The organism is Pseudomonas sp. V88_4, assembly GCF_029967985.1.
Taxonomy (GTDB): Bacteria; Pseudomonadota; Gammaproteobacteria; order Pseudomonadales; family Pseudomonadaceae; genus Aquipseudomonas; species Aquipseudomonas glycinae.
Window position 1 is genome coordinate 331,964 of record NZ_JASCAF010000047.1, and the last position, 23,052, is coordinate 355,015.

20 protein-coding genes are annotated in these 23,052 nt (G+C 59.2%); 14 read left to right on the forward strand and 6 right to left on the reverse strand.

All coding sequences use genetic code 11. The annotated features are described in order from the left end of the window. Window positions 1-60 precede the first annotated feature (60 nt). From QLG12_RS27070 to hemE, 11 genes are all read left to right on the forward strand, one after another. On the forward strand, window positions 61-1,125 hold the full coding sequence (locus QLG12_RS27070) for a pilus assembly protein PilM (RefSeq protein WP_085746416.1): 1,065 nt from the start codon (window positions 61-63) through the stop codon (window positions 1,123-1,125). After that, window positions 1,125-1,691 (forward strand): PilN domain-containing protein, encoded by a 567-nt coding sequence (locus tag QLG12_RS27075; protein WP_011332077.1) that lies wholly within the window; start codon window positions 1,125-1,127, stop codon window positions 1,689-1,691. The genes QLG12_RS27070 and QLG12_RS27075 overlap by 1 nt, the downstream gene beginning before the upstream one ends. Continuing rightward, window positions 1,688-2,311 carry a type 4a pilus biogenesis protein PilO gene (gene pilO / locus QLG12_RS27080; protein WP_282475535.1) on the forward strand — a complete coding sequence of 208 codons (624 nt, stop codon included), beginning with the start codon at window positions 1,688-1,690 and terminating at the stop codon, window positions 2,309-2,311. Before QLG12_RS27075 ends, pilO begins: the two co-directional genes overlap by 4 nt. Further along, window positions 2,308-2,832: a pilus assembly protein PilP gene (locus tag QLG12_RS27085; protein WP_197869308.1), complete on the forward strand. Its 525-nt coding sequence runs from the start codon at window positions 2,308-2,310 to the stop codon at window positions 2,830-2,832. The genes pilO and QLG12_RS27085 overlap by 4 nt, the downstream gene beginning before the upstream one ends. Before the next feature lie 14 nt (window positions 2,833-2,846). After that, complete coding sequence (gene pilQ, locus QLG12_RS27090) at window positions 2,847-4,925, forward strand: type IV pilus secretin PilQ (protein WP_197869307.1); 2,079 nt, start codon at window positions 2,847-2,849, stop codon at window positions 4,923-4,925. Between the two features lie 4 nt (window positions 4,926-4,929). Then, window positions 4,930-5,448: a shikimate kinase AroK gene (aroK, locus tag QLG12_RS27095; RefSeq protein WP_011332081.1), complete on the forward strand. Its 519-nt coding sequence runs from the start codon at window positions 4,930-4,932 to the stop codon at window positions 5,446-5,448. Window positions 5,449-5,600: 152 nt separating this feature from the next. Next, complete coding sequence (aroB, locus tag QLG12_RS27100) at window positions 5,601-6,701, forward strand: 3-dehydroquinate synthase (RefSeq protein WP_282475536.1); 1,101 nt, start codon at window positions 5,601-5,603, stop codon at window positions 6,699-6,701. A 10-nt stretch (window positions 6,702-6,711) separates the two neighbouring features. Next, the gene (locus tag QLG12_RS27105) at window positions 6,712-8,313 is read left to right on the forward strand and encodes an AAA family ATPase (RefSeq protein WP_197869306.1); all 1,602 of its coding nucleotides are present in this window, start codon (window positions 6,712-6,714) and stop codon (window positions 8,311-8,313) included. Between the two features lie 350 nt (window positions 8,314-8,663). After that, window positions 8,664-13,109, forward strand: a complete 4,446-nt coding sequence (gene gltB / locus QLG12_RS27110) for a glutamate synthase large subunit (protein WP_282475537.1) — start codon at window positions 8,664-8,666, stop codon at window positions 13,107-13,109. A 33-nt stretch (window positions 13,110-13,142) separates the two neighbouring features. Then, the gene (locus tag QLG12_RS27115) at window positions 13,143-14,561 is read left to right on the forward strand and encodes an FAD-dependent oxidoreductase (RefSeq protein ID WP_007909438.1); all 1,419 of its coding nucleotides are present in this window, start codon (window positions 13,143-13,145) and stop codon (window positions 14,559-14,561) included. Window positions 14,562-14,751: 190 nt separating this feature from the next. Next, a complete protein-coding gene (gene hemE / locus QLG12_RS27120; protein ID WP_007968321.1) occupies window positions 14,752-15,819 on the forward strand; it encodes a uroporphyrinogen decarboxylase in 1,068 nt (355 codons plus the stop codon). 70 nt (window positions 15,820-15,889) lie between these two features. Here hemE and QLG12_RS27125 read toward each other — a convergent pair whose 3' ends face one another. Beyond that, window positions 15,890-17,164, reverse strand: a complete 1,275-nt coding sequence (locus QLG12_RS27125; RefSeq protein WP_282475538.1) for an MFS transporter — start codon at window positions 17,162-17,164, stop codon at window positions 15,890-15,892. 117 nt (window positions 17,165-17,281) lie between these two features. Between QLG12_RS27125 and QLG12_RS27130 the strand changes: the two genes are divergently transcribed. Further along, window positions 17,282-18,178, forward strand: coding sequence for a LysR family transcriptional regulator (locus QLG12_RS27130; protein ID WP_282475539.1), 897 nt, complete (start codon window positions 17,282-17,284; stop codon window positions 18,176-18,178). Here the strand turns inward: QLG12_RS27130 and QLG12_RS27135 are convergent, their stop codons facing one another. From QLG12_RS27135 to QLG12_RS27145, 3 genes are all read right to left on the reverse strand, one after another. Then, on the reverse strand, window positions 18,179-18,616 hold the full coding sequence (locus tag QLG12_RS27135) for an excinuclease (protein ID WP_197869303.1): 438 nt from the start codon (window positions 18,614-18,616) through the stop codon (window positions 18,179-18,181). A 601-nt stretch (window positions 18,617-19,217) separates the two neighbouring features. Then, entirely contained in the window at window positions 19,218-19,472 is a 255-nt protein-coding gene (locus tag QLG12_RS27140) for a hypothetical protein (protein WP_197869302.1), read from the reverse strand. A 75-nt stretch (window positions 19,473-19,547) separates the two neighbouring features. After that, on the reverse strand, window positions 19,548-19,877 hold the full coding sequence (locus QLG12_RS27145) for a DUF6124 family protein (RefSeq protein ID WP_197869301.1): 330 nt from the start codon (window positions 19,875-19,877) through the stop codon (window positions 19,548-19,550). 341 nt (window positions 19,878-20,218) lie between these two features. On the opposite strand from QLG12_RS27145, the gene QLG12_RS27150 reads away from it, so the two are divergent. Both QLG12_RS27150 and QLG12_RS27155 read left to right on the forward strand, forming a co-directional pair. Continuing rightward, window positions 20,219-20,821 (forward strand): helix-turn-helix transcriptional regulator, encoded by a 603-nt coding sequence (locus QLG12_RS27150; protein ID WP_197869300.1) that lies wholly within the window; start codon window positions 20,219-20,221, stop codon window positions 20,819-20,821. Beyond that, on the forward strand, window positions 20,805-21,683 hold the full coding sequence (locus tag QLG12_RS27155) for a queuosine precursor transporter (RefSeq protein ID WP_282475540.1): 879 nt from the start codon (window positions 20,805-20,807) through the stop codon (window positions 21,681-21,683). Before QLG12_RS27150 ends, QLG12_RS27155 begins: the two co-directional genes overlap by 17 nt. Before the next feature lie 51 nt (window positions 21,684-21,734). Here QLG12_RS27155 and queC read toward each other — a convergent pair whose 3' ends face one another. After that, the gene (gene queC / locus QLG12_RS27160) at window positions 21,735-22,433 is read right to left on the reverse strand and encodes a 7-cyano-7-deazaguanine synthase QueC (RefSeq protein ID WP_197869298.1); all 699 of its coding nucleotides are present in this window, start codon (window positions 22,431-22,433) and stop codon (window positions 21,735-21,737) included. Window positions 22,434-22,608: 175 nt separating this feature from the next. Then, window positions 22,609-23,049, reverse strand: coding sequence for a hypothetical protein (locus QLG12_RS27165; RefSeq protein ID WP_011332090.1), 441 nt, complete (start codon window positions 23,047-23,049; stop codon window positions 22,609-22,611). Between the last annotated feature and the right edge of the window lie 3 nt (window positions 23,050-23,052).

Below are 23,052 nucleotides of genomic sequence, written 5' to 3' on the forward strand. Positions count from 1 at the left end.
GAGGGAACGCAATGCGCATTACAGAGTCCGTAACTCACGGAAAGTCATAGGGAATTGGTAGTGCTAGGACTCTTCAATAAAAAGGCCAATACGTTACTGGGGATCGACATCAGCTCCACGTCGGTGAAGCTGCTGGAGCTGAGCCGTCAGGGGGAGCGCTACCGGGTCGAGGCGTATGCGGTGGAGCCGTTGCCGGCGAACGCCGTGGTCGAAAAGAACATCGCCGAACTCGAGGGCGTCGGCCAGGCACTGTCCCGGGTGCTGGTCAAGGCGCGTACCGGGCTGAAAACCGTGGCGGTGGCGGTGGCTGGATCTGCGGTGATCACCAAGGTCATCGAGATGGACGCCGGACTGTCCGACGACGAGCTGGAAAACCAGCTCAAGATCGAAGCCGATCAATACATTCCCTATCCGCTGGACGAGGTCGCCATCGACTTCGAAGTCCAGGGCGTTTCGCCGCGCAACCCCGAGCGGGTCAACGTGCTGCTGGCCGCCTGTCGCAAGGAAAACGTCGAAGTCCGCGAAGCGGCGCTCGCTCTCGCCGGGCTGACCGCGCGGGTGGTGGATGTCGAAGCCTACGCACTGGAACGTTCGTTCGGCCTGCTGGCCACGCAACTGGCCGCGTCCCAGGATCGGTTGACGGTGGCGGTGGTCGACATCGGCGCCACCATGACCACCCTCAGCGTCCTGCACAATGGCCGGATCATCTATACCCGCGAACAACTGTTCGGCGGCCGACAGCTGACCGAGGAAATCCAGCGCCGTTACGGCCTGACCCTTGAGCAGGCGGGGCTCGCCAAGAAGCAGGGCGGCCTGCCGGACGACTACGTCAGCGAGGTGCTGCAACCGTTTCGCGAGGCGCTGGTGCAGCAGGTGTCGCGCTCCCTGCAGTTCTTTTTCGCCTCCGGCCAGTACAACGCCGTCGACCACATTCTGCTGGCCGGCGGCACGGCGTCGGTGCCCGGCCTCGACCGGCTGATCGAAGAGCGCCTGAACACTCCGACCCAGGTTGCCAACCCGTTTTCCGACATGGCCTTGAGCAGCAAGGTCAACGCCGGGGCCCTGGCGAGCGACGCGCCGGCCCTGATGATTGCCTGCGGGCTCGCGCTCAGGAGTTTCGACTGATGGCGCGGATCAACCTTTTACCCTGGCGCGAGGAGCGTCGCGAAGAACGGCGCAAACGCTTCCTGCTGGCCTTGACCGGTGTGGTGGTCGGTTCGGTGGGGGCGGTACTCATTGCCGACCAGATCATCAGCGCCGCCATCGCCCGGCAGGTCGCGCGCAATGACTACATCGGCAAGCAGATCGCCGTGGTCGACGAGCGGATCAAACAGATCAGCGAGCTCAAGGCCCATCGCCAGCAACTGGTGGAGCGCATGCGCATCATCCAGGACTTGCAGGGCAACCGGCAGATCAGCGGGCGGATCTTCGATCAGCTGGCGCGCACCTTGCCCGACGGGGTGTATTTCACCGACGTGAAAATGGTCGGCAAGACCCTGTCGATCAGCGGCGCGGCGGAGTCCAACAATCGGGTGTCCGACCTGATGCGCAACCTCGATGCCTCCGACTGGTTCGACGCGCCCAACCTCAATGAAGTGAAAGCCACCACCGCTGGCCAGGTGGATCAGGCCAACGTCTTTCAGCTGACCGTTCGCCAGACTCGACCCCGGCTCGAGGAGGACGACCAATGAAGCCGTCAGAGTGGCTGGACAGCCTGCGCAATGTCGATTTCAACGACCTCGACACCAGCAACATCGGCTCCTGGCCGCCAGTGGTCAAAGGTCTGGCCGGCGGGCTGTTGATGGTGCTGGTCCTGGCGCTTGGCTATAACTTTTACATCAGTGACCTGGAGAGCCAGCTCGAGCTCAAGCGTGAGGAGGAGGTCACCCTCAAGGAGCAATTCGCGAGCAAGGCGCACATGGCGGCCAATCTGGAGCTGTACACCCAGCAGATGAAAGAGATGGAAAACTCGTTCGGCGTGCTGTTGCGGCAACTGCCCAGTGACACCGAGGTGCCAGGGTTGCTGGAAGACATCACCCGTACCGGGTTGGGCAGCGGTCTTGAATTCGAAGAGATCAAACTGCTGCCGGAGGTCACCCAGCAGTTCTACATCGAGCTGCCCATCCAGATCACCGTGACCGGGGCCTATCACGACCTTGCCACCTTCGTCAGCGGCGTGGCCGGGCTGCCACGGATCGTCACCCTGCACGATTTCGAGCTGGCGCCGGCCAATCCCGAAGGCGGGCCGAAGTTGCGCATGAGCATTCTCGCCAAGACCTACCGCTATAACGACAAGGGGCTGCAGAAATGAGCCCGATCCGTTTTATCGCCTTGTCGGCATTGTTATTGGTGCTCGGTGGCTGCGGCGGCGATGACTTCAGCGACCTCGACGCCTACATGAATGAAGTGCGCCTGCGTCCACCGGGCAAGATCGAGCCGACTCCGACCTTCCGCTCCTACCCGACGTTCACCTACAGCGCCGCCAATCTGCGCAGTCCGTTTTCGCGCCAGTTGCGGGTCGATCTGGCCGGGCAGAAACACGGTTCGCGCGACGTGAAACCCGATCCCAACCGGGTCAAGCAATACCTCGAAGGTTTCAACATCGAGCAGTTTGAAATGGTCGGCACGATTGCCAACGCCTCCGGTTCCTTCGCTTTGCTGCGGGGGGCGGGCGGGGTTCATCGGCTCAAGGTTGGTGACTACCTGGGCCGCAACGACGGGCGCATCGTTGCAATCAGCGCTTCACAGGTCGATGTGGTGGAAATCGTTCCGGATGGCCAGGGCGCCTGGCTTGAGCGGCCGCGCACCATTCCTTTGAAAGAGCACTCATAAGTGGAAGTCGAACAATGAACAGGATTTTCTCCACCCTCGGTTTCTCGCTATGGATAGCGCTGCTTTCGCCGATGGTACAGGCAGCCAATCTGAAGGCGCTGGACGTCGCGGCGCTGCCGGGCGACCGGGTCGAGCTGAAGCTGTCGTTCGACGGCCCACCTCCGCAGCCCAAAGGCTACACCACCGATTCGCCGGCGCGGATCGCCCTCGATCTGCCGGGTGTTGCCAGTCAGCTGGCGAGCAAGACTCGTGACCTGGGCAGTGGCAATGCCCGTACGGCCACGGTGGTCGAGGCGAATAACCGGACGCGGCTGATCATCAGCCTGACGCAACTGGCGCCGTACGACACCCGGGTCGAAGGCAATACGGTGTTTGTGGTGGTCGGGCAGGGCAGCAAAATCGCGGCACCGCGTACGGCGGCTCGTGCACCGCGTGCGGCACCGGCGGCAGCGCCGGTCCGCACGTTTGCGCCGACCGCCAGAGCCATTCGCGGCGTGGATTTCCAGCGTGGCACGGCGGGTGAGGGCAATGTGGTCATCGACTTGTCCGACCCGGCTATCGCCCCGGACATTCAGGAGCACGACGGCAAGATCATCCTCAATTTCGCCCGTACCCAACTGCCCGAACCGCTGCGGGTGCGCCTTGATGTCAAGGATTTCGCCACCCCGGTGCAGTTCGTCAATGCCGGCGTCAGCGGTGATCGGGCGACGATCACCGTCGAACCCAGCGGTACGTTCGACTATTCCACCTACCAGACCGACAACAAGCTGACCGTCAGCATCCGGCCGTTGACCGTCGATGACCTGCAAAAGCGCAACGCCGACCGCAACAGCTATAACGGCGAAAAGCTCTCTCTCAACTTTCAGGACATCGATGTGCGTTCGGTGCTGCAACTGATCGCCGACTTCACCAACCTCAATCTGGTGGCCAGCGATACGGTGCAGGGCGGGATCACCTTGCGCCTGCAGAACGTGCCGTGGGATCAGGCGCTGGATCTGGTGCTCAAGACCAAAGGCCTGGACAAGCGCAAGGTCGGCAATGTGTTGCTGGTGGCGCCGGCCGATGAAATCGCCGCCCGCGAACGGCAGGAACTGGAATCGCAGAAACAGATCGCCGAACTGGCCCCGCTGCGCCGCGAGCTGCTGCAAGTGAACTACGCCAAGGCTGCGGACATCGCCAAGCTGTTCCAGTCGGTCACCAGTGCCGAGGCCAAGGTCGACGAGCGGGGTTCGATCACCGTCGATGAGCGGACCAACAACATCATTGCCTACCAGACTCAGGATCGCCTCGACGAACTGCGGCGGATTGTGGCGCAGCTGGATATTCCGGTGCGTCAGGTGATGATCGAGGCGCGGATCGTCGAGGCCAACGTCGATTACGACAAGAGCCTGGGCGTGCGCTGGGGCGGCTCGATCCAGAACAAGGGCAACTGGAACACTTCCGGGGTCAGCAACGGTTCCTCGACCACCATCGGCACGCCGGGCAGCACCAGCACCAACTCGCCGTTCGTCGACATGGGTACGGTCAACAACACCTCCGGGATCGGCATCGCGTTCATCACCGATAACGTCTTGCTCGACCTTGAGCTGACCGCGATGGAGAAGACCGGCAACGGCGAAATCGTCTCGCAGCCCAAGGTGGTCACCTCCGACAAGGAAACCGCGAAGATCCTCAAGGGCACCGAGATTCCGTATCAGGAAGCCAGCTCCAGCGGCGCTACGTCGGTGTCCTTCAAGGAGGCGTCGCTGTCGCTGGAAGTGACGCCACAGATCACCCCGGACAACCGCATCATCATGGAGGTCAAGGTCACCAAGGACGAACCGGACTACCTGAACAAAGTGCAGGATGTACCGCCGATCAAGAAAAACGAGGTCAATGCCAAGGTGCTGGTGAACGACGGCGAGACCATCGTGATCGGGGGCGTTTTCTCAAATACTCAAAGCAAGGTCGTAGATAAGGTGCCATTTCTTGGCGATGTGCCGTATCTTGGCCGCCTTTTCCGGCGTGATGTGGTTTCGGAGAAAAAATCCGAGCTGCTGGTATTTCTCACTCCGCGTATCATGAATAACCAGGCGATTGCTGTGAGTCGTTGATTCTGTGCGAAATTTGATTCTTGTAGGACCGATGGGGGCTGGAAAAAGCACCATCGGCCGATTACTGGCCAAAGAGCTGCGCCTGCCGTTCAAGGATTCCGACAAGGAAATTGAACTGCGCACGGGCGCCAATATTCCGTGGATCTTCGACAAGGAAGGCGAACCCGGCTTTCGTGACCGTGAGCAGGCGATGATCGCCGAGCTGTGCGCGTTCGACGGCGTGGTGCTGGCGACCGGCGGCGGCGCGGTGATGCGTGATGCCAACCGCAAGGCCCTGCACGAGGGCGGGCGGGTGGTGTATTTGCACGCCTCCGTCGAACAGCAAGTCGGCCGCACCTCTCGCGACCGCAACCGGCCGTTGCTGCGCACCGCCAATCCGGAAAAAACCTTGCGCGATCTGCTGGCGATCCGTGATCCGCTCTATCGGGAAATCGCCGATCTGGTGGTGGAAACCGACGAGCGGCCACCGCGCATGGTCGTGCTCGATATTCTCGACCGCCTGGCGCAGCTTCCGCCCCGTTAAAGCATCGCTCGAAATGCGCTATCCTCGGCGTCCTGTTACAGCCCGCCGAGGTTGTGGCGGATGGCGAGCGAGCGGCGTCATACCCGCTATAGGCCGCAGACAACCAATAATTCAGGGCAGGACGCCTGCTTCCATCTTCACTGTGGGGACACATGCAGACACTCAAGGTCGACCTAGGCGAGCGCAGCTACCCGATTCACATTGGCGAGGGACTGCTGGACCAGCCAGAACTGCTGGCCCCGCATATCCATGGGCGGCAAGTGGCAATCATCTCCAACGAGACCGTTGCGCCGCTCTACCTCGAACGTCTGACCCGCAGCCTGGCGCAGTTTTCGGTGGTTTCCGTGGTGCTACCCGACGGCGAAGCCTTCAAGAACTGGGAAACCCTGCAATTGATCTTCGACGGCCTGCTGACCGCCCGTCATGACCGCCGCACCACGGTGATCGCCCTCGGTGGCGGTGTGATCGGCGACATGGCCGGTTTCGCGGCCGCCTGCTACCAGCGCGGCGTCGATTTCATCCAGATCCCTACCACGCTGCTGTCCCAGGTCGATTCTTCGGTGGGCGGCAAGACCGGGATCAACCATCCGCTGGGCAAGAACATGGTTGGCGCGTTCTATCAGCCGAATGTGGTGCTGATCGATACCGCGTCCCTGAAAACCCTGCCATCGCGCGAGCTGTCGGCCGGCCTGGCGGAGGTCATCAAGTACGGTCTGATCTGCGATGAGCCGTTCCTGACCTGGCTCGAAGACAACGTCGACGCCCTGCGTGCGCTGGATCAAGCGGCCCTGACCTATGCCATCGAACGCTCCTGCGCCGCCAAGGCTGCGGTGGTCGGGGCCGACGAGAAGGAAACCGGCGTACGGGCCACGCTCAACCTCGGCCACACCTTTGGCCACGCCATCGAAACCCACATGGGCTATGGTGTCTGGTTGCATGGTGAAGCGGTCGCCGCTGGCACTGTGATGGCGCTGGAAATGTCCGCGCGCCTGGGCTGGATCAGTGAGCAGGAGCGTGATCGCGGCATCCGTCTTTTCCAGCGTGCCGGTCTGCCGGTGATTCCGCCGGAAGAGATGACCGAAGCCGATTTTCTTGAACACATGGCAATTGACAAAAAAGTGATCGACGGTCGCTTGCGCCTGGTGCTGCTGCGCCGGATGGGCGAAGCGGTGGTGACCGACGATTATCCGAAAGAGGTTCTACAGGCCACGCTGGGAGCGGATTACCGCGCTCTGGCTCAGCTTAAAGGTTAATAAGATTCCGATGACTAGTTTGCATGCCGACGAGGCGTTCCTCGGCCATTTCCAGTTAAGTCACGACCCTTTCGCACCGCGGGTGCCGGGCTTCAAATTCTTCCCGGCCCAGCGCAAGCCGGTGCTGGGTCAACTGCATCACTTGGCTCGTTACAGTCAGTTGCTGCTGGTGGTCACTGGCCCGCAGGGCAGCGGCAAGACCCTGCTGCGCCAGGCGCTGGTTGCCAGTACCAACAAGCAATCGGTGCAGAGCGTCGTCGTTTCCGCCCGTGGCGCCGGCGATGCAGCCGGTGTGCTGCGCCAGATCGCCCAGGCGCTGGACGTAGCGCAGGCCGAGGTCGGGGCGATCCTTGATCAGGTCGTACAGTTGGCGCTGACGGGGCAGGAAGTCTATCTGTTGGTGGACGATGCCGAGCAGCTCGACGAATCCGCGCTTGAAGCCCTGATGGCGCTGGGTGCCGGGGCGCCGGAGGGTCGTCCGCATGTGTTCCTGTTCGGTGAGTCGTCGCTGATCGCCCAGCTCGAGGCTTTGCACCTTGAGGAAGAGCGCTTCCACGTCATCGAATTGCAGCCGTACACCGAAGAAGAAACCCGCGAGTATCTCGACCAGCGGCTTGAAGGCGCCGGCCGGGGTGTCGAACTTTTCACCGCGGATCAGATCTCTGATATTCACGAAAGCTCCGAGGGTTGGCCGGGCAACATCAACCAGGTTGCTCGCGATGCTCTGATCGAAGTCATGATTGCCAGCCGCTCAGCGGTCAAGCGTCCAAGTATGGGGTTCAACATGCCGAAGAAACACGTATTGGCGATTTCCGCCGTCGTTGTGGTCGCGGTCGCTGCCGCCTGGCTGATGCCGGGTCGCAACAAGGCACCGACCACCGGTGCGCCGGCCAACGAGCAGGCGCAACTGCCCTTGGGCCAGGGTACGCCGCAGGCGGGGGGCGCGCCGTCCGTCGAATTCAACGGCAATACCCAGCCGATGCCGCTGCCGCTGGTCGGCAACTCGCAGCCGGTGATGCGCGGTCCGTTGGCTGAAGCCGCTGGGGGCATCACTGAAGGCGACGACGGTGTGCCGGTCGAAGGCTCCAGCAGCACGCCACCGACCGTAACCACTACCGCGCCACCCGCGGGCGTTCAGGCCGGTCCGGCTCCTACGCCAGTTCCGGTTCCTGTCCCGGCGGCCAAGCCGACCCCGGCGCCGACCCAGGTCGCTACCGCCAAGCCTGCTCCGGCAGCTCCAGCGGCCAAACCGGCTCCGGCGCCTGCCAAGCCTGTTGCCGCCGCCAAGCCGGCCGAGAAGCCGGTCACCGTCGCCAAGGCTGCCGGTGGCAGCTGGTACGCCGGTCAGCCGACCAGCAACTACGTGGTGCAGATCCTCGGTACCAGCTCCGAAGCGACCGCGCAAAACTTCGTCAAGGAGCAGGGCGGCGAGTACCGTTATTTCAAGAAAGTCCTCAACGGCAAGCCTCTCTACGTGATCACCTACGGCAACTTCGCCAATCGTGATGCAGCCGTTTCTGCCATCAAGGCCTTGCCAGCGAAGGTTCAGGCTGGTAAACCTTGGCCTCGCACTGTCGCCAGCGTCCAACAGGAACTGGCAACAACTCGCTGAAGATTCGGCGGCCTTACCCAGGCCGCCTCTCCAAGCACCTCAAAATTTCTACAAGTGCGCGCCGCCCTTACGGGCCGCGTGCCTTGTGGTGTCTGCGTCACAGTAGTCTTTGAGTCGTTGCGGTCAAAATTAAAAAAGTTTTGACTAGCACAGCAGATCGCTTTAAACCTTTCACAAATGCGACATGAATTTGCGACATTTCGTCGTCAAATTTGTGAGCCTCTGTGTCGCTGTGTACAATGACCACCCTTTTGCCCCCGCAAAGCCGGCGTACGTTCGGCGCGGCAAGCAAGTGGTTGAATTGAAAAGAAATTTGCCTCGGTAAGAGGCAGCCTGGTGAGAAAGTGTCTATGAAAGCAGGTCTGTACCAACCAGATGAATTCAAGGATAACTGCGGTTTCGGCCTGATAGCCCATATGCAGGGCGAGCCCAGTCATACCCTTTTGCAAACGGCCATCGAGGCCCTGACCTGCATGACCCACCGCGGTGGGATTAATGCCGACGGCAAGACCGGTGACGGTTGCGGTCTGCTGATTCAAAAGCCCGACGCGTTCCTGCGTGCCATTGCCCGGGAAACCTTCAGCGTCGAGCTGCCCAAGCAATATGCCGTGGGCATGGTCTTCTTCAATCAGGATCCGGCCAAGGCCGAAGCCGCTCGCGAGAACATGAACCGCGAGATCCTGGCCGAAGGCCTGCAACTGATCGGCTGGCGCAAAGTGCCGATCGACACCAGCGTCCTCGGCCGCCTGGCCCTTGAGCGCCTGCCGCAGATCGAGCAGGTGTACATCGGCGGCGAAGGCCTGAGCGATCAGGACATGGCGGTCAAGCTGTTCAGCGCCCGTCGTCGTTCGTCGGTGGCCAACGCCGCTGACACCGACCACTACATCTGCAGCTTTTCCCACAAGACCATCATCTATAAAGGCCTGATGATGCCGGCCGACCTGGCCGCGTTCTATCCGGACCTGGGTGACCAGCGCCTGCAAACCGCGATCTGCGTGTTCCACCAGCGCTTCTCCACCAACACCCTGCCGAAATGGCCGCTGGCTCAGCCATTCCGCTTCCTCGCCCACAACGGCGAGATCAACACCATCACCGGCAACCGCAACTGGGCCCAGGCCCGTCGGACCAAGTTCACCAACGATCTGATGGATCTGGAAGAGCTCGGCCCGCTGGTCAACCGTGTCGGTTCCGACTCCTCGAGCATGGACAACATGCTCGAACTGATGGTCACCGGCGGCATCGACCTGTTCCGTGGCGTGCGGATGATCATTCCGCCAGCGTGGCAGAACGTCGAAACCATGGACCCGGATCTGCGTGCGTTCTACGAGTACAACTCGATGCACATGGAGCCGTGGGACGGTCCGGCCGGCGTGGTCATGACCGACGGTCGCTACGCGGTGTGCCTGCTCGACCGTAACGGTCTGCGCCCGGCACGCTGGGTCACCACCAAGAACGGTTTCATCACCCTGGCGTCGGAAATCGGCGTCTGGAACTACCAGCCTGAAGACGTGATTGCCAAGGGCCGTGTCGGCCCGGGCCAGATCTTCGCCGTGGACACCGAAACCGGGCAGATCCTCGACACCGACGCGATCGACAACCGTCTCAAATCCCGTCATCCGTACAAGCAATGGCTGCGCAAGAATGCCCTGCGCATCCAGGCGACCATGGAAGACAACGATCACGGTTCGGCTTTCTACGACGTCGATCAGCTCAAGCAGTACATGAAGATGTATCAGGTCACGTTCGAAGAGCGCGATCAGGTACTGCGTCCGCTTGGCGAGCAAGGCTACGAAGCTGTTGGCTCGATGGGCGACGACACGCCGATGGCCGTGCTGTCCCAGCGCGTGCGCACGCCGTACGACTATTTCCGTCAGCAGTTCGCGCAGGTGACCAACCCGCCGATCGACCCGCTGCGTGAAGCGATCGTGATGTCGCTGGAGATCTGCCTCGGTGCCGAGCGCAACATCTTCCAGGAATCGCCGGAGCACGCTTCGCGCGTGATCCTCAGCTCGCCGGTCATTTCCCCGGCCAAGTGGCGTTCGCTGATGAACCTCGATCGCCCGGGTTTCGAGCGGCAGATCATCGACCTCAACTACGACGAAAGCGTCGGCCTCGAAGCGGCGATCCGCAACGTCGCCGATCAGGCTGAAGAAGCCGTGCGTGCCGGTCGTACCCAGATCGTCCTGAGCGACCGCCATATCGCCCCGGGCAAACTGCCGATCCACGCCTCGCTGGCCACCGGTGCGGTGCACCACCGCCTGACCGAAAAAGGCCTGCGCTGCGACTCCAACATCCTGGTGGAAACCGCCACCGCACGCGATCCGCATCACTTCGCGGTGCTGATCGGTTTCGGCGCCTCGGCGGTCTATCCGTTCCTGGCCTACGAAGTGCTGGGCGACCTGATCCGGACCGGTGAAGTGCTGGGCGACCTCTACGAGGTGTTCAAGAACTACCGCAAAGGCATCACCAAAGGTCTGTTGAAGATTCTGTCGAAGATGGGCATCTCGACCATCGCCTCGTACCGCGGTGCGCAACTGTTCGAAGCCATCGGCCTGTCCGAAGAAGTCTGCGACCTGAGCTTCCGCGGCGTGCCGAGCCGCATCAAGGGTGCGCGTTTCGTCGACATCGAAGCCGAACAGAAAGCCCTGGCCACCGAAGCCTGGAGTCCGCGCAAGCCGATCCAGCAGGGCGGTCTGCTGAAGTTCGTCCACGGTGGCGAATATCACGCGTACAACCCGGACGTGGTCAACACCCTGCAAGCCGCCGTGCAGCAGGGCGACTACGCCAAATTCAAGGAATACACCTCGCTGGTGGACAACCGTCCGGTGTCGATGATCCGCGACCTGTTCAAGGTCAAGACTCTCGACACGCCGCTGGACATCAGTGAAGTCGAGCCGCTGGAATCGGTGCTCAAGCGCTTCGACTCCGCCGGTATCTCGCTGGGCGCCCTGTCGCCGGAAGCTCACGAAGCCCTGGCCGAAGCCATGAACCGCCTCGGTGCGCGTTCCAACTCCGGCGAAGGCGGCGAAGACCCGGCGCGCTACGGCACCATCAAGAGCTCGAAAATCAAGCAGGTCGCGACTGGCCGTTTCGGTGTGACCCCGGAATACCTGGTCAACGCCGAAGTGCTGCAGATCAAGGTCGCCCAAGGCGCCAAACCGGGTGAGGGCGGGCAACTGCCTGGCGGTAAAGTGAACGGGCTGATCGCCAAGCTGCGTTACGCAGTGCCGGGCGTGACCCTGATTTCGCCACCGCCGCACCACGACATCTATTCGATCGAAGACTTGTCGCAGCTGATCTTCGACCTGAAACAGGTCAACCCGAAGGCGCTGGTTTCGGTGAAACTCGTGGCTGAAGCGGGCGTCGGCACCATCGCCGCCGGTGTGGCCAAGGCCTATGCGGACTTGATCACCATCTCCGGCTACGACGGCGGCACCGGTGCTTCGCCGCTGACCTCGATCAAATACGCCGGCGCTCCGTGGGAACTCGGCCTGGCCGAAACCCACCAGACCCTGCGTGGCAACGACCTGCGCGGCAAGGTTCGGGTACAGACCGACGGCGGCCTGAAAACCGGCCTCGACGTGATCAAGGCAGCGATCCTCGGCGCCGAAAGCTTCGGCTTCGGTACTGCACCGATGATCGCGCTGGGCTGCAAATACCTGCGTATCTGCCACCTGAACAACTGCGCCACCGGCGTCGCGACCCAGAACGAGAAGCTGCGCAAGGATCACTACATCGGCACCGTCGACATGGTGGTGAATTTCTTCACCTACGTCGCCGAGGAAACCCGTGAGTGGCTGGCCAAGTTGGGCGTGCGCTCTCTCGAAGAGCTGATCGGCCGTACCGATCTGCTGGAAGTCCTCGAAGGCCAGACCGCCAAGCAGCATCACCTGGATCTGACTCCGCTGCTGGGCAGCGATCACATCCCGGCGGACAAGCCTCAGTTCTGCGGTGTCGAGCGCAACCCGCCCTTCGACCAGGGCCTGCTGGCCGAGAAAATGGTCGAGATGGCGACATCGGCGATCAACGACCTCAGCGGCGCCGAGTTCGATCTGGATATCTGCAACTGCGACCGTTCGATCGGCGCACGGATCTCCGGCGAAATCGCGCGCAAGCACGGCAACCAGGGTATGGCGAAAGCGCCGATCACCTTCCGCTTCAAGGGCACTGCCGGTCAGAGCTTCGGCGTGTGGAACGCCGGCGGTCTGAACATGTACCTGGAAGGCGACGCCAACGACTACGTCGGCAAAGGCATGACCGGTGGCAAGCTGACCATCGTGCCGCCGAAGGGCAGCGTTTATAAAACTCAGGAAAGCGCCATCATCGGCAACACCTGCCTGTACGGCGCCACGGGCGGCAAGCTGTTCGCCGCCGGCACCGCAGGCGAGCGTTTCGCCGTGCGCAACTCCGGTGCCCACACGGTCGTGGAAGGCACTGGCGATCACTGCTGTGAGTACATGACCGGTGGTTTTGTCTGCGTTCTGGGCAAGACCGGTTACAACTTCGGCTCTGGCATGACCGGCGGTTTCGCCTACGTGCTCGACCAGGACAACACCTTCGTTGACCGGGTCAACCACGAACTGGTGGAAATCCAGCGGATCAGCGGCGAGGCGATGGAAGCCTATCGCAGCCACCTGCAGAACGTGCTGAACGAGTACGTCGCGGAAACCGACAGCGAGTGGGGTCGTGAACTCGCCGAGAACCTCGATGACTACTTGCGCCGTTTCTGGCTGGTCAAGCCGAAGGCTGCCAACCTGAAGTCGTTGCTTTCCAGCACCCGTGCCAACCCGCAGTGATATGCGCCTGAAGAGTTTGATGAGGTTTTAACAATGGCTGAACGTCTGAATAACGACTTCCAGTTCATCGATGTCGGGCGCAAGGATCCGAAGAAGAAACTGTTGCGTCAACGCAAGAAAGAGTTCGTGGAAATCTACGAACCGTTCAAACCCCAGCAGTCGGCCGACCAGGCCCACCGCTGCCTGGGTTGCGGCAACCCGTATTGCGAGTGGAAGTGCCCGGTGCACAACTTCATTCCGAACTGGCTGAAGCTGGTGGCCGAGGGCAACATCCTCCAGGCCGCCGAGCTGTCGCACCAGACCAACACCCTGCCGGAAGTCTGCGGCCGTGTGTGTCCGCAGGATCGTCTGTGCGAGGGTGCCTGCACCCTCAACGACGGTTTCGGCGCGGTGACCATCGGTTCGGTCGAGAAGTACATCACCGACACCGCGTTCGCCATGGGCTGGCGCCCGGACATGTCCAAGGTCAAACCGACCGGCAAGCGTGTCGCGATCATCGGCGCGGGCCCGGCGGGCCTCGGTTGTGCCGACGTGCTGGTGCGCGGCGGCGTGACCCCGGTGGTGTTCGACAAGAACCCGGAAATCGGCGGTCTGCTGACCTTCGGCATCCCCGAATTCAAGCTTGAGAAGACCGTGCTGAGCAATCGCCGCGAAGTCTTCACCGGCATGGGCATCGAATTCCGACTCAACACCGAGGTCGGCAAGGACGTGACCATGGAGCAACTGCTCGCCGAATATGATGCCGTGTTCATGGGCATGGGCACCTACACCTACATGAAGGGCGGTTTTGCCGGTGAGGACCTGCCGGGCGTTTATGACGCGCTGGATTTCCTGATCGCCAACGTCAACCGCAACCTGGGCTTTGAAAAGTCGCCGGAAGATTTCGTCGACATGAAGGGCAAGAAGGTCGTGGTGCTGGGTGGCGGCGACACGGCGATGGACTGCAACCGCACGTCGATCCGCCAGGGCGCCAAGTCGGTGACCTGCGCTTATCGTCGTGACGAAGCGAACATGCCCGGCTCGCGCAAAGAGGTGAAGAACGCCAAGGAAGAGGGCGTGAAATTCCTCTACAACCGCCAGCCGATCGCCATCGTCGGCGAGGACAAGGTCGAAGGCGTGAAGGTGGTCGAGACCCGTCTCGGCGAACCAGATGCCCGTGGCCGTCGCAGCCCCGAGCCGATCCCGGGCTCCGAAGAGATCATCCCGGCCGACGCCGTGGTCATCGCGTTCGGTTTCCGCCCGAGCCCGGCGCCGTGGTTCGAACAGTTCGAAATCCAGACCGACAGCCAGGGCCGCGTCGTTGCGCCCGAGCAAGGTCAGTACAAGCACCAGACCAGCAACCCGAAAATCTTCGCCGGTGGCGACATGGTGCGCGGTTCCGACCTGGTGGTGACGGCGATCTTCGAAGGCCGCAATGCGGCGGAAGGGATCCTGGATTACCTGGGCGTCTAAACCCGGTTCGAAGTTGCACCGCAACACCTGTGGGAGCTGGCTTGCCAGCTCCCACATTGTTTTCAGGGTGTTGCTGAAATCCGCGAAATCATTGCGACAAATTGACCCGATAGACAAAAGGCTGACCTGCATCCGTGCCTTTTGCGTCGCGCTCTGAGAAAATGCCCGCACTTTTTTTCCGGATGCCGACATGACTGCCCTGAAGAACGACCGTTTCCTCCGCGCCCTGCTCAAGCAACCCGTAGACGTCACCCCTGTGTGGATGATGCGCCAGGCCGGCCGCTACCTGCCGGAATATCGCGCCAGCCGCGCCCAGGCCGGTGATTTCATGAGCCTGTGCATGAATCCGGAATTCGCCTGCGAAGTCACGCTGCAACCGCTGGACCGCTATCCGCAACTGGACGCGGCGATCCTGTTCTCCGACATCCTCACCATTCCCGATGCCATGGGCCAGGGCCTGTACTTCGAGACCGGTGAAGGTCCGCGCTTCAAGAAAGTCGTCAGCACCCTGGCCGACATCGAAGCCCTGCCGATCCCGGATCCGCACAAGGATCTCGGCTACGTGATGGACGCAGTCAGCACCATCCGCCGCGAACTGAACGGCCGCGTGCCGCTGATCGGTTTCTCCGGCAGCCCGTGGACTCTCGCCACGTACATGGTCGAAGGCGGCTCGTCGAAAGACTTCCGCAAGACCAAGGCAATGCTCTACGACAATCCGCAAGCCATGCACCTGCTGCTGGACAAGCTGGCTCAGTCGGTGACTTCGTACCTGAACGGCCAGATCCAGGCCGGTGCGCAAGCGGTGCAGATCTTCGATACCTGGGGCGGCAACCTGTCGGCGGCGGCGTATCAGGAGTTCTCCCTGGCCTACATGAAGAAAATCGTCAGCGGCCTGATCCGCGAGCACGACGGTCGCAAGGTGCCGGTGATCCTGTTCACCAAGAACGGCGGCCTGTGGCTGGAAAGCATCGCCGAGGCTGGTGCCGACGCTCTGGGCCTGGACTGGACCTGCGACATCGGCAACGCCCGCGCCCGCGTGGGTGACAAGGTCGCGCTGCAAGGCAACATGGACCCGACCGTGCTCTACGCCAAGCCGGAAGCGATCCGCACCGAAGTCGGGCGCATTCTCGCCAGCTATGGCAAGGGCAGCGGCCACGTGTTCAACCTCGGCCACGGCATCACGCCGGAAGTCGACCCGGAACACGCTGGCGCGTTCCTGCGTGCGGTGCATGAACTGTCGGCGCAGTATCACGAGTGATCGGCGCTCAGCTCTAAGGGTAGAAAACAAAAACGCCCGGCTTATGCCGGGCGTTTTTTGTGGGCGTGAATCAGGCTTTGACGCCACCCAGCGGCGGCAACTTCGCCAGCTTCAACGCCACCAATAGCGCCACCAGCAACAGCGAGCCGATGAACAGGCCGATCCCGTTCCACCCGGCCCAGTGCCAGAACACCCCGCCCGCCGTCCCGGCGATGCTCGACCCGGCGTAATAGCTGAACAGGTATAGCGACGACGCCTGGCCCTTGGCCTTGAGCGCCCGACGGCCGATCCAGCTGCTGGCCACCGAGTGGGCACCGAAGAAGCCGAAGGTGAAGATCAGCATGCCGATGATCACCAGCGGCAGCGGTGTGAACATGGTCAGGGCGAGGCCGGCGAACATCAGCGCGATGGTGGCCCACAGCACTTTGCGGCGCCCCAGTTTGTCGGCCAGCGAACCGATTTTTGCCGAGCTGTAGATGCCTGACAGGTACACCACCGACAACAGCCCCACGAACACCTGATCCATGTGGTACGGCTCGGCCAGCAGGCGATAGCCGATGTAGTTGAACAACGTGACAAATGCGCCCATCAGCACGAACGCCTCAAGGAACAGCAGCGGCAGGCCGGCATCGCGAAAGTGCATGGTGAAGCCGTCGAGCAGACTGCGCGGATGCAGCGAGCGGGAGCGGAAGTTGCGCGATTCCGGCAGGATCTTCCAGAACACCGCCGCCGCAATCAGCGCCAGACCGCCGATCACCATCATCGCTGTGTGCCAGCTGACGAAGTCGATCAGTACGCCGGTGATCAACCGCCCGCTCATCCCGCCAATCGCGTTACCACCGATGTACAGACCCATCGCCAGACCGATGTGCTGCGGATGGATTTCCTCGCTCAGGTAAGTCATCGCCACCGCCGCCAGGCCACTTAGCGACAACCCGATCAGCGCGCGCATGATCAAGACGCCGTGCCAGCTCGGCATCATCGAACTGGCGATGGTGCATAGCGCAGCAGCAAACAGCGCGGCGACCATCACCGGTTTGCGCCCGACCCGATCAGAAATCGGGCCGGTGATCAGCAGACCGAATGCCAGCATGCCGGTGGCCACCGACAGGATCAGGCTGCTTTGCGCGGCGTTGATCGAATATTCGTGGGACAGCAGCGGCATCATCGGCTGCACGCAGTACAGCAGGGCGAAGGTGGCGAAGCCGCCGCTGAACAGCGCGAGCACCGTGCGCATGAACGCGGGCGTGCCTTTCTCGATGTAGATCTCTTGCAGTTCGGTCAGCACATCGTCCGCCGCAGCGGGCGGGACTTCATGGGCCAGTGGAGCGACGGCGGTTTTCACATCAGACCTCGGGGGCGCGGGCAGACAGCCAATGAAAAAATCATATAGCTGGCTAATGTTTCTATCCAATATATTGTTCGACCTGTTTGATAGATTTCACGACCTAATGGGGTTTCCATGGAATTGCGTCACTTGCGCTACTTCATCGCCGTCGCCGAAGAACTGCACTTCGGCCGCGCCGCTCAGCTGCTGGGCATCTCCCAGCCACCGCTGAGCCAGCAGATTCAGGCGCTGGAACAGGAAATCGGCGCGCGACTGTTCGAGCGTACCAATCGTCGGGTCGAGCTCAGCGAGGCCGGGCGGCTGTTTCTGGAGGAAGCGCGGCTGGTGCTCGCGCAGGTCGATAAAGCGGCCGACGTGGCCCGCCGTGCACAACTCGGCGAGCTGGGTGAACTGAAGATCGGCTTCACCTCGTCGGCGCCGTTCAACTCGACCATTCCCCAGGCGATTTTTTCCTTCCGCCAGCGCTTCCCCGCCGTGCACCTGAATCTACGGGAGATGAGTAGCACCATGGTCGCCGACGCGCTGGTGGACGAATCGATCGAAGTCGGCATCATGCGCCCGCTGGGTTTGCCGGATTCGCTCAGTGTGGTCGAACTGATGCGCGAGCCGCTGGTGGCCGTGCTCAGCTCCAAACATCCGCTGGCGCAGGGCTCTGAAGAGGGGCTGTTCCTCTCGGCGCTGGCTCTGGAGCCGTTCGTGTTCTTTCCGCGCAGCTACGGCAGCGGTCTGTATTCGCAGTTGATAAGCCTGGCCCGTGACGCCGGGTTCAGCCCGCACTTCGCCCAGGAGGCCGGCGAAGCCATGACCATCATCGGTCTGGTCGCGGCGGGTCTGGGCGTGTCGGTCATGCCAGCGTCGTATCAGCGGATGCGCATCGACGGCGTGGTCTATCGACCGCTGCTCGATCCCGAGGCCGTGACGGCGGTGTGGCTGGTGCAGCGCAAGGACCAGAAATCGCCGATGGCCAAGGCGTTTGTCGAACTGCTCACGCGTAAGGTCGAAGCCGGTTGATCAGGGCAGCCGCACCAGATCACCCTTCAACGCCACCCGCGTCACAAACACCCCGGCCCGACATTCGTAAGTGTTCAGATCCTTGCGCACATGCTGGTCGTAGTAGCTGACGATGTTGGTCACCGCATTCGCCCCGACACGCTTGGCCTCGGCTTGCAGCGCAATCAGGTTCGACTGCAACACCCACTCGCAGGAGTCGTGATCGCTCTTGTTGAAGCCGTTGGTCTTCAGATCGCTGACCACACCGCGCTGCAACATCCGTTGAGTTCCCTGAGGCCCGTTGCCGACCAGATAAAACTTCACACTGCCATCCAGCCGCCCGGCGCGCATCGCATCCGACACAACTGTTTCGAACGGCATGTACATCAGATTGGTGGCGTGGCTGGCGCTGGGCAGCAGGCTGAAAAGGGTGGCGGTGATCAGGGCTTTCGCTTGCATGGTTGTCTCCTGTGCCAGGGTGGGTCCTCTAAAACGAGACATCGCACCCTTCGACCACGTAGTACTTCACCTTAGCCAGATCTTTGTTTAACGCAACGTGACGATCATCCCCATCTGAATTTTAGAAACTGACTCTGAGAGGTGTTGAACCAAGGAGTGGGAACTACAAAATCTCGCGTTATTGCCTACAGGTCTTTCGGAAAACGCTGACTGGCGGGACTTTACAATGAACGTTAATTTTTCTCACTTCGTTCGTCCGCACATAAGGAAGCAAAATCGAACAGTTTTCGCACTGGGACTCTGCCGATTACTTAACAACCGTTGAAGACATCGAGTACTACATGGCAGTTTGTCTGGAGGAAGGAAAAGGGGAGTTCGGATTCTTGAATCAGGCAGTTGCGACAGTTATACGCGCCTGGCATCGGAACATCGGATTGGAAATCGAAAACTCTCCCCAAAGTGTTTTGTGAGACTCTGAGGATCCTGGGCTACCAGCCATCGCAGAGCCAAACAGGTGACAGGCGATGACAAGCCAACCTGTTTGTTAAAGGGCGCCGAAAAGCGCCCTTCGTCGTTTCTGAAGGTTTGATTGCATTAACTCCTAAGCCGAAGCCTCATCCTGCAATCTGCGCCCGATCACATCCAACAAGTCGCAGCCATCGCGCAATGATGTGACCAATACCTTCGCCAACTCGCTGTAAATGCCCTCAGTGAACGCCAGGTTTTCGAGAAACTGTGTCGCTGTGCGTATGCGGTAGGCGGCTATTTCGTGAAGTACGTCCAGTGGTGCTTCAGTGTCGATCAGCAGTGAAGGTATTTCGCAGTCAATTCCGGTGATAGGTCTGTATCGATCCATGACAGAAGAACTCCATTAGGTAAAAGGCGCGGGTACTCGGTAGTCAGTGTGTTTTTCGTGAAAGCGGGGGCTCTCTCAAGGCGGATCCAGGTTGTCCAGCGCCCTATTGACCAGCAACTCGCTCAGGACGGTGAGCTGCTGAATAGCCAACTTTACGTTCCGCTGCGGTCCTTCCACCTCGCCTGCGAGATTCGTAGCCATGACATTGAGCGAAGCGAGGTTTTCGCATGCATGGCGAAGCAATGACTCTGTGTCGACATCCGGCAGGATTGTGAAAATGTGGCTGACCGTCTCCTGTTTACGCGAGCGGTGGGAGGTGACGGGGACAGTCGTTCGGGTTTGGTCGGGCATGTCTGGATTACTTGTGCCCAAGGATTGCGGGTGGTCGGAATCAACTTTTTCCATTTCGGAACTCCCTCTGGTTTTTTAGTGAATAGCGGCATCCAACTCCAGTTATTCATAGGTGCTCAGCGAAGGAAGTGGATGACGAATGTATTTATAACTAATAATTTCGCTTCTATTAATCAAATAATTGAACGTTTGTGTAATTAAATGATTCTTTGTAGGTGTATGTAAGTAAGCTCTCTAAATGCTGTGGGATTTATCCTCTACATTGTGTTTGGTATTCAACATCGAATTAAACATGCGGCTGTGGATGTACAATTTATCCGCGTATGGCAGCATTCTGCATAGTTCCGTCGAGTAGCGGATGCGTTTCAACCTATCAAGTGATTGGCAGATATTTAATGCATAAAAAAGAAAAAACAGAAAAACTAAAAAAGAATATTAAGTACCTGATAGAAAGCCGAGGTGAAACAAGAATTTCACTGTGTAGCTCCAGTGGGTTAACCAGAACGACCATCTACAATATTCTGGAAGGTAGAGTGGTTAACGTACAGGAATCTACAATCCGGAAGATCTCGGATTTTTTCGGGGTGTCTTACAAAGAGATAGAAACAGTCGATTTTGAAGAGCGGGAGATAATTGAATCAACTGTTTCTTTGCACGGGAATATGAACCCAGCCGCAGTGCCGGTCATCAAGGAAAGTTTGTTGCTTCAGAGTTTGGAGAAAAGGATTGGCGAATTGGCTATATCGCACCCTTTGACCTATTACTTCGGAGCGGCGAGTAATCTGATAGGTGTGCTTTTGGAGAGTGAGATAGTCGGTGCCAATGAAGTGGGTGACCTTCTGATAGTTAGGAAAGGCGTATCGATTAGTAGGGGTGAAAAGCTTGTATATGACAAGCGTACTAGAAAACTCACCATCGTCGCCGACTCGGAGTTTGATGCTGATGTACTTGTCATAGGGGAATTGATAGAGGAAAGGTATAATGTCGGAAGGTATTGAGGCTGTAATCAGCAAATATAAGCTGCTGGGGTTTGAGCCGGATAAGAAGCTCGCTGTAGTAATGGTTGTCTCAACCGGGAAGCTGATTAAGCTGAAATTGGCAGAGCTGATAAAAAGTGATTTGATAGATAATCTCAGCAGAGCCGAAGTCAAAAGTATATACAGGAAATATTATTCTACGAGTACAGCGGTGACTGCCTATGATATGACCGATCGTCATGAGCGATCCTGGATGGTCTACGTTGTATTAAACCTGTTGCTTTTGGTGTTGTATGTGTTCTCGAATATTGGTGCCACGAAGCTGATATATATCGAGCAATTTGACGTCGTTTTAACTCCAGGAGTTTTTCTCTATCCTCTGACCTTTCTTGTAGTCGATATGTTGAATGAGTTGTATGGGTTCAAGCTAGCAAGAAGGGCAATTTTTTTTGGATTCCTGAGCAATGCGCTGATTATTTTATTGTTGAGTGCGGCAAAAATGATGCCGGGAGTGCCGGATTGGAAACTTGATGCACCTTATGGTGAGGTGGTATCGCATGTTTCCTCCGTGTTGTTGGCCTCATCGGTTTCGTTTCTGTTTTCCGAATATATCAATTCATACCTCTTGTGCAAAATTAAGCAGTTGACAAACTCCAGGTATCTCTTCTTGCGTGTCTTTTTTAGCACGTTTTTTGCAGTTTTGATCGATAGTGTACTTTTTTGCTTTATAGCTTTTTATGGTGTGCTGGAGAGTAATGAAATATTGTCAATCGTGATGGTGCAAATCACTATCAAGATGTTTTTCGCATTTTTCAATGTTTTTCCCGCGTACGGAGCAAGGTCGCTTTTTAGAAGGTTTGTTGCGCAGAGTAAGGTCGCGTAATGGCATCAGGGGAGGGGCGTTATTACGCTCCTCCTCCTGTTCGTTGGGGAGTTAGCTTAAGCTCAATCGATATCTCAAACTGTTTGTGAATTTCTTCTTGTTTTTCAGGAAGTCGTCTAGCCCCTTCGAACGAAGGCCACAAGCATCACATTCCTCACAGCCACTAGCCTTTATTCCGTTATAGCAAGACAGTGTATGTTCGCGAACAAAATCGAGTTGGCCATGATAGTTGGCCAGCGCCCAGATTTCGGCCTTGGTCAGCCACATCAATGGCGTTTCAAGCTGCAGTTCATATTCCATGCCTAAGTTGATAGCTTCATTTAGCGTTTTAACGAAATCATCACGACAATCCGGGTAGCCAGAAAAATCTGTTTCGCAGACACCTGTAATCACAGTCTGAGCCCGAATTTGATACGCATAAACCGACGCCAGCGTTAAAAACAGAATGTTTCTTCCAGGTACGAACGTGTTGGGCAAATCGCTTCCGAATGAATTGGCGGACGGTACGGGGATGTTGTCACGCGTCAGGCTACTGATGGTCAAGTCGTTGAGTACCTTCACGTCCAGCACGCTGTGTGCAGTCACACCCAACTCTTGCGCTAGTCGACGTGCTACGTCGATTTCTGCGCGATGGCGTTGGCCATAATCAAACGTAATACAGTGAATTTCGTCGTACATCGGCAAGGCATGGATCAAACAGGTGGTTGAATCCTGACCGCCGCTGAAAACGATAACCGCTTTTTTACGCATTTTTTCGTCCTTGAGGTGTGCCGCTTGATCGCGGCACCACTGACCTTACAGAGTAGAAAATGCGCTGAATGTGGGACGTTTCCGAAAAGAAACGCTGAGCTTTCCTTGTGTGCAGTTTTTTGTGCAATAGATGAAAAAAAGGGCGCCGAAAGGCGCCCTTTGTCGTTTCCGGCCGTTACTGAACCGTCGCCAGATCGCCCTTCAACGCTACGCCCGCCATGATTGCGCCCGCGTGGCATTCGTAGGTTTTCGCATCCTTGCGCTCGTTGCTCTTGTAGAAGCTGACGATGTTGGTCACGGCGTTGGCGCCGGCGTTTTTTGCGGCCTGGTGCAGGCTGATGATCGCCGATTGCACGACCCACTCGCAGGCTTCCTGGTCGGTCTTGTTGAAGGCGTTGGTCTTCTTGTTGGTCACGGCGCCGGGGCTGACGACGGTGACTTTGCCGGCCGGGGCATTGCCCGCCAGATAGAACTTCACGCTGCCGTCGATCTTGCCGGTGCGGGTCGCTTCGGCGACGGCCTTGTCGAACGGCAGGTAGACCGCCGTGTCACGGGCCTGGCTGACGGCCGGCATGGCGCAGATGAGCAGGGTGGCAGCGAGTTTCTTGAAGTGCATGGA

What these genes read in the sequence shown, in the direction of transcription:
- QLG12_RS27145 (WP_197869301.1), bottom strand. Translation starts at nt 19,877, where the DNA reads ATGGAAAAAGTTGATTCCGACCACCCGCAATCCTTGGGCACAAGTAAT.
- QLG12_RS27115 (WP_007909438.1), top strand. Translation starts at nt 13,143, where the DNA reads ATGGCTGAACGTCTGAATAACGACTTCCAGTTCATCGATGTCGGGCGC.
- QLG12_RS27165 (WP_011332090.1), bottom strand. Translation starts at nt 23,049, where the DNA reads ATGCACTTCAAGAAACTCGCTGCCACCCTGCTCATCTGCGCCATGCCG.
- QLG12_RS27135 (WP_197869303.1), bottom strand. Translation starts at nt 18,616, where the DNA reads ATGCAAGCGAAAGCCCTGATCACCGCCACCCTTTTCAGCCTGCTGCCC.
- QLG12_RS27105 (WP_197869306.1), top strand. Translation starts at nt 6,712, where the DNA reads ATGACTAGTTTGCATGCCGACGAGGCGTTCCTCGGCCATTTCCAGTTA.
- QLG12_RS27155 (WP_282475540.1), top strand. Translation starts at nt 20,805, where the DNA reads ATGTCGGAAGGTATTGAGGCTGTAATCAGCAAATATAAGCTGCTGGGG.
- QLG12_RS27140 (WP_197869302.1), bottom strand. Translation starts at nt 19,472, where the DNA reads ATGGATCGATACAGACCTATCACCGGAATTGACTGCGAAATACCTTCA.
- queC (WP_197869298.1), bottom strand. Translation starts at nt 22,433, where the DNA reads ATGCGTAAAAAAGCGGTTATCGTTTTCAGCGGCGGTCAGGATTCAACC.
- QLG12_RS27075 (WP_011332077.1), top strand. Translation starts at nt 1,125, where the DNA reads ATGGCGCGGATCAACCTTTTACCCTGGCGCGAGGAGCGTCGCGAAGAA.
- aroB (WP_282475536.1), top strand. Translation starts at nt 5,601, where the DNA reads ATGCAGACACTCAAGGTCGACCTAGGCGAGCGCAGCTACCCGATTCAC.
- hemE (WP_007968321.1), top strand. Translation starts at nt 14,752, where the DNA reads ATGACTGCCCTGAAGAACGACCGTTTCCTCCGCGCCCTGCTCAAGCAA.
- QLG12_RS27085 (WP_197869308.1), top strand. Translation starts at nt 2,308, where the DNA reads ATGAGCCCGATCCGTTTTATCGCCTTGTCGGCATTGTTATTGGTGCTC.
- QLG12_RS27130 (WP_282475539.1), top strand. Translation starts at nt 17,282, where the DNA reads ATGGAATTGCGTCACTTGCGCTACTTCATCGCCGTCGCCGAAGAACTG.
- QLG12_RS27150 (WP_197869300.1), top strand. Translation starts at nt 20,219, where the DNA reads ATGCATAAAAAAGAAAAAACAGAAAAACTAAAAAAGAATATTAAGTAC.
- gltB (WP_282475537.1), top strand. Translation starts at nt 8,664, where the DNA reads ATGAAAGCAGGTCTGTACCAACCAGATGAATTCAAGGATAACTGCGGT.
- pilO (WP_282475535.1), top strand. Translation starts at nt 1,688, where the DNA reads ATGAAGCCGTCAGAGTGGCTGGACAGCCTGCGCAATGTCGATTTCAAC.
- pilQ (WP_197869307.1), top strand. Translation starts at nt 2,847, where the DNA reads ATGAACAGGATTTTCTCCACCCTCGGTTTCTCGCTATGGATAGCGCTG.